The organism is Actinoplanes sp. NPDC049265 (genome assembly GCF_043197135.1).
In the GTDB taxonomy this organism is placed as follows: Bacteria; Actinomycetota; Actinomycetes; order Mycobacteriales; family Micromonosporaceae; genus Actinoplanes.
The window spans coordinates 226,642-239,435 of the sequence record NZ_JBICSP010000010.1 but is presented as its reverse complement, the minus strand read 5'-3'; the positions used below and the strand labels follow the sequence as shown (position 1 = coordinate 239,435).

The window sequence follows — 12,794 nt, the reverse complement described above, 5'->3', positions numbered from 1 at the left end:
GTGCAGCACGTTTCCGGCCAGGGATGCCGCGATGCCGAGCGCGAAGACGGCGCGGATGGCCCAGCTGATGCGCTTGAGGCGGTGCAGGTCTTGGTTGGTCATCAGGCGACCGCTTTCCGGTCGGCCGGACACGCGGCCAGGTCTGCGGCCACGCGGGTGACGTGTGCCTCGGCTCGGCGCAGCCGGCGCCAGTCCAAGGCGGTCGGGCCGCCCCGGTCGGGGCGTTGATAAGGGTGATCTCGGCGTCCAGTACGTCGAGCTCGGCGGCGATCAGCGGCCATTCGGCTTCGATCAGGTCCAGCTCGTCAGCCGACGGCCCGTCAGCGTCCAGTTGAAGCTTCCGCACGGGAAATACCTCCGGAGATGAGGCCGGCGAACACAGCGACTGCCGGCCTTCGGATGGGGAAATTGAGGCGGCCGCGCCGATCGGCGCGGCCCCGCGACCAGCGAGGTAAGGCGTGAAGCGCTGCCTAGCGCTTCACGTTGAGCTGGCGGACAGGTCTGGCAGCCGGACAAGTCAACGGCCGAACACCCGAGCAACCCCGCAGGTCACGGTATTTAGTTCTCAATGAGCAATGAGGACTCGGCGGTGTCGCGGGCGCACGGCAACCACGTGCCGTCGTACCGGTCCTTGCCGACCTCTTGGCTCGCCTGGCTAGTCAGGTTGACCGAGATCAACGTAAGGGGACATGGCTAGTCAGGTCAAGGCCTAAAGCCGACACTTTCCTAACTTGGCTAGTCAGCGCTATCGTGATGCGGTGACCGAAAACCTCGATTTCCTGGGACAACTCGATCCGGACGACCCCAAACAGGCCTCGCAGCAGATCGCCAACAAGCTGCGGGCGGCCATCCTCACGCGCCGGCTGCAGCCCGGCGACAAGCTCCCGTCGCAACCAGACCTATCCGCTCGGTACGGGGTCGCTCGCGAGACGGTGAAGCGCGCGCTGGAGATCCTGCGGACCGAACGACTGATCGTCACCCGCCAGGGCAGCGGCGCCTTTGTGCGTGCTCAGACTCAGCGTGCGATGGAGCTCCGGCCGCACATCGAAGCGTCATTCGAGCGGCCGCATGTCTCCATCGACTTCGCCGGCTTCTCAGGGGAGACCCTGCGCGACGCTCTCGCCGAGGCACTCGACAAGGTGCGCGTCGGCCGGCTCACACCGGAAAGCATCGCCGTCCGCGTGCTCATCTCGGACATGACGGTTCCTATGGCGCTGCCGGCCCGCGCCGAGACACAGTCCGACGACCCGGCCGTACGGGAACGGGCCGAGCGCATCACTCGCCGAGCAGCAGACGGCATCCTCGACCAGGTCGCCGAGCTGGGCGACCTCGGCCTAGTTCGCTCCACCACCGTCGACGTCCGCATGCATCGCGCGTCGCCGCTGTTCAAGCTCTACATCCTCAACAACGAAGAGGTCTTCTACGGCTTCTATCCGGTCGTAGAGCGAACCGTCTCCATCAAAGGCGAGCCCATGGCGATCTACGACCGCATGGGCAAGGACGTGCCGCTGTTCCACTACGCCGTAACCGACGACGACGCTTCCCACGGCACGCAGTTCGTAGAAGCATCCCGTCAATGGTTCGACTCGGTGTGGTCGACCATCGCCTACCGGTACGAAGGATGAGCGCCGACCTCGCTCGGCTCCTAGCCGAGGTTGACGCGATCCTTTTGGACTTCGACGGCCCGGTGTGCGGCATCTTCGCCGGCTACCCGGCACCGAAGATCGCCGCGGAACTGGTCGAACTGCTGCAACGTCGAGGTGTCGACCTGCCACCGGACCTGGCGGCCGAGACCGACCCGCTCGAGATTTTGCGCTGGACGGGCTCAGTCGGCGACCAGGCGGTGACACGGGCGGTGGAGGACGCGCTGTGTGCGGCCGAATGCCGCGCGGTGGAAAGCGCCTCGCCAACTCCATACGGCCGAGAGGTCATCGTCGCGGCACAGCAGGCGGGCCTACTCGTCGCAGCAGTCAGCAACAACTCGGCCGGCGCCGTTACCGCCTACCTCACGGCCCATCGGTTAGCCGGCTATGTATCGCCGGTGATCGGCCGGGCCTACGCGGAGCCAAGCCGGATGAAGCCCAACCCAGAACCGATCCTGCAAGCGGTGCAAGCGCTCGACATCCCGCCGGGCCAGGCCGTGCTGGTGGGCGACTCGCTGTCCGACATCGTCGGAGCGACGGCCGCCGGCGTACGCAGCATCGGATACGCAAATCGGCCGGCGAAGGTCGACGCCTTCCAAGAGGCCGACGTCGTGATCGAGAGCATGGGCGCCCTCGCTAAGGCCCTGGTCGAGATGGCTGACGGTTGAGCAGGTCTGAGGCTAGGAACCGCTGGGTGCGTCGTCACGGACGAACACACCGACGCCGGCCAGCGTCTCGGTGACGCCCAGGACCCGAAGGATCTGCATCGCACGGTCGATGACCGGCTCGGTTACCTCGTACTGGACCGTCAGCTCACGTCGGCTCGGCAAGCGTGAGCCGGGCGGGAACTCCCCAGCGTCGATCCGCTGACGCAGGTCGTCGGCGATCTCTTCGTATCGGTAACGCGGCGGCACCCTGATCTCCTCGGTTGGCTCCCCGAGTAGACCACCCTCAACTAGCCCTTGACCACCCAACGCTAGCTGTGGGAGGTTGCTTATGGGCAACCTCGGTTGGCGCTTAGGCAGCCCAGACAGCGCGGCGGACGGGTACAGGTTCGCTCGTGGTCAAGACGAAGGCCCGGAGCAGTCATAGTGCTCCGGGCCTTCGCCTTTGCGGACTCTACGCGTACATGGATCTCGGAGACGCGCCATCGATCCGGCTTCGACGACACGCTCGACCGTAAAGCCGATCACGGAGAGGTATGCGCAAGGATGGTTCTCATGGTCTCTACCTCCGCAGCAGTCGACACCGATGTGCTGCGGAAGGCTCGCGGGGCATTCTTCACACCCGAGCCCTTGGCCCGCTACATCACGGACTGGGCAATCCGGACACCCACCGACCGAGTGCTTGAACCATCTTGCGGGGAGGCTGCGTTTCTTCTCGCGGCGGTCAAGCGTATGGCCGCTCTACGCGCCGGACAGCCGGGGCACATACCGGCACCGATCCTTGACGGCGTAGAGCTGCATCCCGAGTCTGCGCAGGCCGCTCAGTCCTTGTTGGTTCGAGCCGGCGTCGATGCTCGTGTCGTATGTGCCGACTTCTTCACGGTCGCCCCAAGGCAGGAGTACGACGCGGTAGTTGGTAACCCGCCGTACATCCGCTACCAAGAGTTCACCGGTGAGGCTCGTCGCAGATCTCGTGCAGCAGCGTTCGAAGCCGGCGTCCCGCTCACGGGGCTCGCGTCATCGTGGGCAGCCTTCACAGTGCACTCGTCGCTGTTCCTCAAGGCGGGCGGCCGGATAGGCCTGGTTTTGCCCGCCGAACTCATGACTGTCAACTATGCCGCCGAGGTTCGACGATTCTTGATGAGTCGCTTCAGGACCGTGCGGCTCGTTCTGTTTACGGAACGCGTCTTTCCCGGTGTTCTAGAAGAAGTGGTCCTTCTACTTGCCGAAGGCTATGACCCGGAAGGAAAAGTCGGAACAGACCAATGTGAACTCATACAAGTACAAAACGCAGAATCTCTCAGTAGCTCTGCGGTCGCCCGTATCTGGAAGCCCGAAAGTGTCGAAGGAAAGTGGACTCCGTCGCTTCTGTCAGCAGAAGCGCTGAGCGCCTATAGCGGACTCACCGGCGGTTCAGACTTCACCGTTTTAGAGCAGTGGGGCGACACGACGCTTGGCATGGTCACTGGGAATAATAAGTTCTTTGCCCTGAGCGGCACACGGGTAGCCGAGCTGGGCCTTCAGGCGACAGACCTCATTAGTCTATCGCCGCCAGGATCCAGTCATCTTCGAGGGCTGACACTTACCGATTCGGCGCTAAAGGAGCTACAGCGCAACGGCGCTCCGACATTTCTGTTTCGTCCTGCCGCGGAACCATCCGAGGCAGGGTGGCGCTATATCGAGCACGGCGAACAGTTAAACGTTCAGACTGCCTACAAGTGTCGCGTCCGAAAGCCTTGGTGGCGAGTTCCAATGGTTCCGCCCGCGGACCTTCTTCTCACTTATATGAACGCGGACACGCCTCGGCTGTGCACCAATCGGGCGAGAACACACAACCTAAACTCGGTTCATGGCGTTTATCTCAAGCCGAGTCTAAAGCGCCTAGGTATGGATCTTCTTCCACTTGCCGCGCTCAATTCATTGACTTTGGTCGGAGCTGAGACAGTGGGTCGCGCCTACGGCGGAGGGATGCTCAAGCTGGAGCCGAGGGAGGCGGACCGGCTGCCTGTTCCGAGCCCTTCGCTGGTCACATCGGCGCGCAAGTCGCTCTCCGAGATTCGACCTCAGATGGCAACTCACCTCCGTGGGGGCCGTCTCACTGAGGCTGCCAAGTTGGTGGATGATGTGCTCCTGGTCGGCACCCTAGGTGTGAGCCGATCCGATGTTAAGGCACTTCGCGCGGCACATGCGGAGCTCACCGCACGAAGAACCGCGCGTGGGGGAGGAGTGGGGCGTGGCAAGAATTGACGATCTGCTGATTGCAGGAATCAAGGGACTTGGACCGCGTCCTAGCGATGAAGCGCCGCAGGGAGAGAAGAACCCATGGGTGAGCAAGTTAAGTAACGTGATTGCGGGCGCTTTTGGTGAGGAGTTGCGGCTTCGAGGAATGCTCGAAGCTCGGCCGGCAGGCCCAGGGGAAGTAGGGCTCTCCGGTGTCGAGCGGAGACTTGCCGGCGGTATCGGCGCAAAGAAGGTGGATGTAACGTGGGCCACGGAAGAAAGTGGTCTGCTGTTTGCAGCATCTATTAAAACGATCATGTACCGCGACAAACAAAGCCGAAACTACCAAAAGAATTTAACTAATCGGCGTGCAGACATGCTCTTCGAGGCAATCACCCTGCATCGCAGATTCCCGTATGCGGTACTCAGCGGCTGGCTCTTCCTCGATGTCGGGGCGGCGAGTGATGGCACTGATCGCCGGAAGTCGACCCTGCAGAACGTCTTTCCGCGATTCCGGCTCTTCACCGGCCGAGATGATCCGGCTGGGCGCGAAGAACAGTTCGAACGGCTATTCGTCTTGTTGCTTGACGCCAATAAGTTCCAGCCCTCCGTGACCTGTTATGAGGTCAACAATTCTGTCGCGCCGATCGAGATTAACGAGGCGCTGACGGAGCTGACTACGTTGACGGCAATTCGAAACTTTGACACTTATGATGCGAACAACGGCAAGATCTACAAGATCAGGCCGGGTGGTGACATCGACTAGCATCGGCCCCTGCGCGAGCTGACGTCAGTGCCGCAAGCGGCAGATGCCAACCCAACTGAAATCCCATTGATTTGTGGGCGCCGAATCTGATATTTAGTGTGACATGTTCTACTCCCTGCAAGTCAAAAACCTGCGTTCGATCGAAGACTCTGGCCCCCTCCCGCTGGGTCCGATCACAGTGATCGTCGGGCGTAACAACGCGGGGAAGTCGACACTCTTGCGCGCCATTGGCGTCGTACAAGAAAACCTTGACTTGTTCTATAGCGATGTCCGAGTCGGTGCGCAGAGCGCCGAGATATTGCTGGGTTTCATGGACCTGCCGATGAAAGACGGCGGCGGAAACCTAATTGGGAATCGCTTCGGTTCTCCCTCCGTGCTGGGCGCGACGATTAGTTCCGCAGGACCGACTGACAGAGCGAACCGCGGAACTATATCGCTCGCAGCTACGAGTATCGGCGGGGAAGATACCGTCCGAGTTGATCGAGCGCCGAGCAGCGAGCCGGGCAACGTGATTTACCCGATCTTCTCGGCGCGTTTGCCGACTTCATACCAGCAGCAGACTAATAGCACTATTGGAAGGGCAGTTCACGCTAGCGACAACAACATAGTTGCGAGAGTTCGCCGCTTGGCCGGCCTGGATGTCCCTGAGGCTATTCGCTTTAGATCCATGTGCAAGGACATCTTGGGACTAAACTTCGATGTTGTAGACACTCCCGAAAGCTCGGTACAGCAGCTTGGTGTTGCGATTGACCTCGATAGGTATATACCTGTCGAGGCTATGGGTGCTGGGATCGCTACGACACTGAGTCTATTGGTTACGCTCAGTGTAGCAAAAGGTCGAGTCATTCTGATCGAAGAGCCGGAGAACGACCTCCATCCGGCTGCGCTTAAGAAACTCCTTGAAGAGGTAAAGCGATCGTCGCAAGACAACCAGTTCGTCATCACAACCCATAGCAGCGTCGTATTGACGAGGCTTGGTGCAGTTGCCGACACTACCGTCCTCCATGTGACGAGGGGAGAAAGCTTTCCTCCAAAATCTGAGGTCAGAGTCGTAGCATCGTCTGAAGAACGTCTGGAAGTTCTTTCGGATTTAGGGTACGAGCTTCCTGACCTGGCACTTCAAGAGGGCTGGATGATCTTCGAAGAATCCAGCGCGGAGCGCCTAATCAGGCAGTACCTCTCCAAATGGTTTGCTCCAGGCTTGCTTCGCTTGACCTTTATCGGCGCTCGGGGCGACTCTCGCGTGAAGCCGTTGATGTTGAGTTACCGGGAGATGCTACTATTTTCGCACCTATCCGAGGTATATAGAGGGCGGGCATGGGTCTTCCTGGACGCTGGCCCTGTCGGCTCGAACATCGTGCAGGATCTTCGAAAGACCTTCAAAGATTGGCCTGCGGATCACTTCCAGCAGTGGGACGAACGGGAGTTTGAGCGGTATTATCCCGAGGATTTTGCCGACGCTGTTGAGCGGGCGCTCTCGGAGCAAGATAAGAAGCTGAAAAAGGAGCTTAAGGAAGCGCTTTTGAAGCAGGTGTTGCATTGGATCGAGGAAGACGAGGATCGAGCAAGAGAGGCTTTCCAGTCGAGTGCAGCCGAGGTGATCGCCAAGCTTCGAGCAGTTGAATCTGAGGTCCTAGAGTTGCGCCTGAAGCCGCCCGTTGTCTCGGGAAGGCCGGCTGAAGGTGGTGGGGACGCGACGAGCTAACACGACCCTGCCCACGTCGATGGGCTAATCAGCAAGGTCGTGTGCCATTGACGTGCCATTAGCGCAGGCTCGCTGCGGTTACTCCAGGCCGCTCCCGGCACCCCCAGACCGGGAAGGATCCCACGCCGAACCCCACTCTGTACGGTTCCCAAGCTGACAGTGCGAGTTCGATTCCCGTCACCCGCTCCAAAGTTTTTGCTACTCAGGGCCCATTTGTGCGCGTCTTTTCATCGATAGGTGGTCGATGGTTTGTTGGGGAACGAGACTCGACTGCTACTCGCACCGCTCCGAGATCTCAGCCAGCGGTGACATACAAAGCGCCCTCATGGGGGTAAGGCGGTAGCGGCCGGGAGCCGAAGAGTGGCACGGTCAGATCGGAAATCTGACGGTGCCATCGTGCCGTCGTTCAGCGCGCGACATCCATTTGCCGTCCACCTAAACCTCGACTTGATTAGCGAGCTGGCGCCGGTTCAATCTGCGGTGCGCGCGGCTTACCGGACGAACTACCCAACGTGTCACCCGGCGTGCTGACCCATTCCCTCGACCGGACGTCTCATTGTCGAGTCGTTCTTCCATCCTGAGTCACGCTGGGCCGCCTCCATCCCCGGCTGGGGCGGTCGAGGCTGGGTGGAACAGTCCGTCCGCGCGGCGCTCCAACCGCTCGCGCAACTGCTCGAAATGCTCGGAACGCTCCTGCATATCGGCGCTGTTGGCCTTCTCCGCCATCATGTCTTCGAGCTTCTCCGCAGCCGCACGCTGCTCCGCAACGATCCGCCCCACAACCTCGGCAAGCTCCTTCTCGGTCATCTCGGCAGCACCCGCGGCCGCCGGGCTGCCCAGCAGGTCGGTCAAGATGTCCGTCCACTGCCGGCTGAGCCGCTCGGTGTATTCGGCGCGGCGCACTCGCACGTCATGCTCGCAATCCAGCCTGATCAACTGCTCCCAGTACGGCCGGACCGCCTCCTTGACCTGCTCGTCCAGCTCCACCCACACGTACGGCCGGCAGCTCGCCGAGATTCCCCGCCAGGTGAACGGCCAGGGGCCGCCCTCGGTGAGCGCCTGCTGCAGTTCCTGCTCCATTTCCCGGGCGCGATGGGGTGCGTGGTTACGCGCGTACCGCGCCGCGAGCGCCTTCAGCCGCCTGACCGGATACGGCGCCAAGGCGTCCATAAGGCTTGACAACTGCTCCTGGTAGAGGCCCTCCGCGGACCAATGAAAGGTGGCGTGCACCAGGAAGGTAAAGACGTAACCGCTGGCCGGGACCACTAGGGGGGTCTGCAACGTCCGTCGCCCGCGAACCTGCGGAGGCGGGGGCGGAGGACCCGGCGCGGGCGAGACCAGTGCCGGCGGCACCGGTCTCGGTGGGCTCAACGCCCGGACGAACGCCCGCCAGATCCGGCCGAGCCAGGCGCTGAACCGCAACCACCACCCCACCGAAGGCCTCACCGGGCCGGTCTCAACGCTCATGGGTCGTCCGTCCTTCCAGCCGTGCCCACTCCGGGATGCCATGGGCGAGTTCGCGCGTTCTGGTCAGGTAGAAGGTGACCCGGCGACGGTTCGCCGGGGTCGTGATGATCGCGTCGAGCAGGGCGACGACATGTTTCCGCATGTCGTCGTTGCCGTCCGCGTAACTAATCCACGAAGCGAGCGTGGTCGCAGCCTCCGGCGCGTAGGCCGAGTCGAAGAACCCGCCGCGCCAGAGGCGACCGAGCGCCTCGGGGTCGACCCGCCCTTCGACGATCCGTTGCAGCAGATCGGGCCGGCCGTCGAGGGACATCGACTCGATCCGGGCGGTCAGCGCCACAACCGCCCGCGCGACATGCACGCGGAATGGCGGGGCGAGTGGCCAGCAATTCAGCTCGTCAAGGATCCTGCCGGCCCGCTCCGGGCGGTAGAGCTGATTCACCGCCGCCGCAACCGCGTGGCGGGGCTCCTGCATCTTGTCCTCGGCGATCCGCGCCAGATCCAGCATGCTCCACGCCAGAATCGGCTGTTCGAAGCCGCTCGCATAGACGCGTGCGGCTGTGTCGTGCTGGTACTTGTAATTCCCGGAGCACCACTCGCGGAGTTTGGCACGCACCTTGGGTGCCGCGTCGCCACCCTTAGCCGAGTAGGTCAGCGCCCACGCCGCGGCCTGACGGACCGCTCTCCTCGGCGACTTCGCCCAGTCGTCGATCAGATCCTGGTACACCCGGGCGAAGTCGTGATCCGCGAGCAGCCCGGCGGCCTCGGCGGCCGCCCGCTGCATGACCTCGTCGTTGTCCCGGCCCAGCCGATCAAGCCATCTCAGCAGGGATAGACGGGTGCCGTCGAAGTCGTGCCAGGCCACATCGATGATCGCTCCACGCAGGCCGGGATCGCGGATCCACGCGGTACGGGACGACCCGACATGCTCGGCGCCTGGTTCGGAGGCGGCCAACCAGTCCTTCTCCAACTCCCCACCGAGCAAATGCAGGACCGGATGCTGTAGTGCCATGTTGCCCCAGTCAGGCCGAAGCGCCGCGCTGTCGATCTCCCGCAGGAGCAGGTTCGCGGCTTCGAAGACGTAGTGCAACGGGCGGCGCCGGAAAACCGCGTACGCCAACCGGAAGGCCCGCTCGTGCTGGCTCGCCCGGCGCCGCCCCGCGAGCCCGTCCGGTTTCGGCAGCAGGATCTCCGAAGCGCGTTCCCGGCGCTTCGGCTGGGACTGCTGGAGGATGGCGTCCAAAGCCTCCGGGTCTGACGGTTGCTTGATGGTGATCGCCGTCGCGAGAGCGACACATTCCTTGGGTCCGTAGGTCGCCTTGAGTGCCGCGTCCACCGCCGGCCGGCATTCCTCAACCGTCAGCTGCACGGCGGACGGCAGCGCAGCGAGACGGTTATTGAAGACGGCGATCGGATCGGGTGCCCGGTGCGGTACCTCACCGCCGTGCCGGTCCCACTGTCGCGGCCGGCCTTCCTTGATCAGTAGAAGGCTCGATTTCCGGCTGCGGAACAGGGGCGCGAGCTTGCGCATCACAGCGACCTGATCGCCCTCCGCAAGCCTCATCACAAACCCGCTGTCTGTCGCCACCAGATCCGGTGTCCCGGTCAGCCTCTCGGGCGGTACGCCGGTGGGCAGCACCACCTCGTGAATGTGATGTGGGCCGTACCGGCGGGCGAGCGCGGCTCGAGCCGTACTGAAACGCCCGGAGTTCCGAGGCCCGAGGAGGCAGACCGTCGATCGCTCCGCCAACAGGGCATCTAGGGCTTCGTCGGCGTCAGTCTGCGCATAGACCTTTTGTAGGCCTTCGACACCGGGAAGCTCGCCGATGATCGGGTCGAGTGGCTTCTCCCCGTAGTAGTTGTTCGTCATCGTGTTGTCCGAGCCGAGCTGAGCCGGTCCGACCGTGGTCGTATCGGTGAGAACGGTTGTCGGGGCGGTGTAGCGTGCGCCGAACAACTCCTCGGCGACGTCCGGGTCGACTCTCAGCGCGTCGGGGTCGATGGCGGCCCCGTCGTCCTCCTGCGGCGCCTCGGGCTCCGGCGGAGACTCCGAAGCGCCGGGCGGCTCCTGCGGTTGCTCGTCATCCACGGGAAGTCCCCATAGTGTTGTGATTGCCGAACTGAGTGGGCCCGTGAGTGGTAACGCCGTGGAAGACCTGTCCGGCGGCAGGAGCCGGGGCCGGCGGCACCGGGCGCGGCTCGTCCATCCGGGGACCGCCGTCCCCCGGGGTCTCGCCCGGCACATGGATCCATGCCGTGGCGGCGAAGTTCTTGTCCGGGATCTCGGCCACCACCTCGGCGAACTGGTCCGGGCGCAGATCTTGGTAGTGCACGATGACGTCGCGGTAGACCGCGTCCGACACGATCAGTACGGCGTTCGCTCCCTGGTGGGTCCGCAGCATCTGCTTGAGCTGCGGCGAGTCGTTCAACCGGCAGACGTGCACGACCGCGTCGCTGGGATAGCCGTTGGCACCGTCCAGATGAACGAGTCCCTGGTGGACCGCGAGACGTAGCCGGACCTTGGCGTCGGGCGCCAGCCCTTGATTGTGTTCCCGCAGCAGCCGATCGATGACCGGCGCGAGCCTCCCAACAACCGCACGCTCGCTGACCTGCGGCGGCAGAATGGCCAACTCGCCGTCACCGCCTGGCTGGATGCGCCAGCCGTTGCGGTCGAGTCCGGCCTCTGCGCAGGCCTTCTCCATGATCTGCTTAAACGCGACCTGGGCGCGATGCTGTAAGACGTTGCTGCGCTTGCTATAGCTCTCCATGTCCACGGCGACGACGACTCGGCGGTGCGGATCCTGCATGACGGGCCCTTCGATGACGAGGTGTGGGTCGCACTCCTTCCTACCGATGCGGCCACTAACCAACTACCTACTTCTATGGGTTGTCCGTAACCTGATCTTTGGCCCGACCACATAAGAAGAGGCCTTCTCTCCGGTGTCGCGGGATGCACTAAATGGCATGACCCCTGCCGCTCAGTCCGACGTCCACGTCGACCTCCGCTCTGCCCTATGCCCCGCCACGTCGTTGCAGGCCACGATCCGCCACGCCGACGCCAAGGCGCAGATCATGCTCGGCCTGCTGGGCGGTTCGGTTGTCGTCGTCCTGCAGCAGGCACCGACCCTGGGCCGCTGCGACAGCACGGCCATGCTGACCGCCACCGCCGTCGCGGCTGTCGTCTGGCTTGCCGCCCTGGCCGTTGGCGGCTGGCATCTGCTGGCGGCGGTGTCGCCGCGCCTGTCCGCGGCCAGCCGCGCCAACCGTTTCGCCTTCACCGCCACGCGACCCGCTCCGACCGGCGTCTGTGAGCAGCGCAACGAGGCGTGGGATCTGGGTATCGGCCCTGGCCAGTTACGCAGTGGAAAACATTCTCGGGTACGGCAGGCCCGCCTCGCCGTGGCCGTCGCCATGCTCGCGGCGGGGAAATTGACGGTGCTCACCGCCATCGTGGCGATCGCCATGTAGCGCAGACGCTGATGGCGTGCTGTAGTCAGGATTGTACGGAAAGTCAGTAACCTGGACCGCGCGGAGGCGGAGTGTGACCGACACCCCCTGGCTACCCGGCACGCTATTGCGCCGCATCGACGAAACGAGTCGCCGCGCGCTGCTCCGGCTGGGAATCGAGCGGACCGCGGCGGCGTCCCGGGTCCTGCTGCGCGAGGGCATCCACGAGTCACACGTGATCCTCCTGGACGACGCTCTCGCGAAGGTCACTGTGGCGATGACCGACGGCCGCCAAGCCCTTATCGATGTCCGGGTCTCGGGCGACATAGTCGGTGAGATGTCCGCTCTCAATGGCGAGCCGCGCTCGGCAACCGTGACAACGTGCCGAACCTCGAAGATCCGGATCATCCAGCGTAGTGAGCTCCGCGCCTTCCTTCGCGGCCACCCCGACGCGGCCATGGAACTGACTGGCATCGTCGCGAACCGCCTGCGCACTGCGAATCGCCGCCGCGTCGACTTCGCCGCCCACCCCGTCAAGATCCGTCTGGCCCGGGTCCTATGGGAGATCGCCGACGCCTACGGCTATCGCGACCGCGACGGCATCGTCGTCGACATCCACCTGACCCAGGACGAGCTGGCGACCATGTGCGGCGCCGCCGAGATCACGCTGCAGAAGGCCCTGCGCGACCTGCGAATGGCCGGCATCGTCGCCACCGGCTACCGCCGGATGCTGGTACGCGACGCCGCCGCCCTCCAGCAGTGCGCGGACACCCCCTGACACCGGCCTACCAAGGCGTCGTTGGCCTTCGCATTCAGCCCCGGGCGCATCGAAATATTACGAGCCAGCTGGCAGTGGGTGCGACACGCACCCACTGCATCGATAA

The 12,794-nt window shown here is 63.5% G+C and carries 11 protein-coding genes and 1 pseudogene; 7 read left to right on the top strand and 5 right to left on the bottom strand.

Annotated elements, in window-relative coordinates; translation table 11 throughout:
* Positions 1–101: 101 nt before the first annotated feature.
* Positions 102–346: pseudogene (locus tag ACGFIO_RS24330) on the bottom strand (DUF6284 family protein).
* Positions 347–758: 412 nt separating this feature from the next.
* Between ACGFIO_RS24330 and ACGFIO_RS24325 the strand changes: the two are divergent.
* A complete protein-coding gene (locus ACGFIO_RS24325; RefSeq protein WP_392828873.1) occupies positions 759–1,625 on the top strand; it encodes a GntR family transcriptional regulator in 867 nt (288 codons plus the stop codon).
* Positions 1,622–2,311, top strand: a complete 690-nt coding sequence (locus ACGFIO_RS24320; protein ID WP_392828871.1) for an HAD family hydrolase — start codon at positions 1,622–1,624, stop codon at positions 2,309–2,311. The genes ACGFIO_RS24325 and ACGFIO_RS24320 overlap by 4 nt, the downstream gene beginning before the upstream one ends.
* Before the next feature lie 12 nt (positions 2,312–2,323).
* Here ACGFIO_RS24320 and ACGFIO_RS24315 read toward each other — a convergent pair whose 3' ends face one another.
* On the bottom strand, positions 2,324–2,557 hold the full coding sequence (locus tag ACGFIO_RS24315) for a winged helix-turn-helix domain-containing protein (protein ID WP_392828869.1): 234 nt from the start codon (positions 2,555–2,557) through the stop codon (positions 2,324–2,326).
* Positions 2,558–2,863: 306 nt separating this feature from the next.
* Here ACGFIO_RS24315 and ACGFIO_RS24310 point away from each other — a divergent pair, with 306 nt between their 5' ends.
* The 3 genes from ACGFIO_RS24310 (at position 2,864) to ACGFIO_RS24300 (ending at position 6,999) form a co-directional block, all read left to right on the top strand.
* Positions 2,864–4,555 carry a class I SAM-dependent DNA methyltransferase gene (locus tag ACGFIO_RS24310; RefSeq protein ID WP_392828867.1) on the top strand — a complete coding sequence of 564 codons (1,692 nt, stop codon included), beginning with the start codon at positions 2,864–2,866 and terminating at the stop codon, positions 4,553–4,555.
* A complete protein-coding gene (locus ACGFIO_RS24305; RefSeq protein WP_392828865.1) occupies positions 4,542–5,294 on the top strand; it encodes a hypothetical protein in 753 nt (250 codons plus the stop codon). Before ACGFIO_RS24310 ends, ACGFIO_RS24305 begins: the two co-directional genes overlap by 14 nt.
* Before the next feature lie 103 nt (positions 5,295–5,397).
* Complete coding sequence (locus ACGFIO_RS24300; RefSeq protein WP_392828864.1) at positions 5,398–6,999, top strand: ATP-dependent endonuclease; 1,602 nt, start codon at positions 5,398–5,400, stop codon at positions 6,997–6,999.
* Positions 7,000–7,581: 582 nt separating this feature from the next.
* On the opposite strand, the gene ACGFIO_RS24295 is transcribed toward ACGFIO_RS24300, so the two are convergent.
* From ACGFIO_RS24295 to ACGFIO_RS24285, 3 genes are all read right to left on the bottom strand, one after another.
* A complete protein-coding gene (locus tag ACGFIO_RS24295; protein WP_392829025.1) occupies positions 7,582–8,280 on the bottom strand; it encodes a hypothetical protein in 699 nt (232 codons plus the stop codon).
* Positions 8,281–8,455: 175 nt separating this feature from the next.
* Positions 8,456–10,552, bottom strand: a complete 2,097-nt coding sequence (locus tag ACGFIO_RS24290; protein WP_392828862.1) for a hypothetical protein — start codon at positions 10,550–10,552, stop codon at positions 8,456–8,458.
* Positions 10,545–11,270, bottom strand: coding sequence for a hypothetical protein (locus tag ACGFIO_RS24285; protein WP_392828860.1), 726 nt, complete (start codon positions 11,268–11,270; stop codon positions 10,545–10,547). Before ACGFIO_RS24285 ends, ACGFIO_RS24290 begins: the two co-directional genes overlap by 8 nt.
* Positions 11,271–11,427: 157 nt before the next feature.
* On the opposite strand from ACGFIO_RS24285, the gene ACGFIO_RS24280 reads away from it, so the two are divergent.
* Complete coding sequence (locus tag ACGFIO_RS24280; RefSeq protein WP_392828858.1) at positions 11,428–11,931, top strand: hypothetical protein; 504 nt, start codon at positions 11,428–11,430, stop codon at positions 11,929–11,931.
* 73 nt (positions 11,932–12,004) lie between these two features.
* A complete protein-coding gene (locus tag ACGFIO_RS24275; protein WP_392828856.1) occupies positions 12,005–12,688 on the top strand; it encodes a Crp/Fnr family transcriptional regulator in 684 nt (227 codons plus the stop codon).
* Positions 12,689–12,794 lie beyond the last annotated feature (106 nt).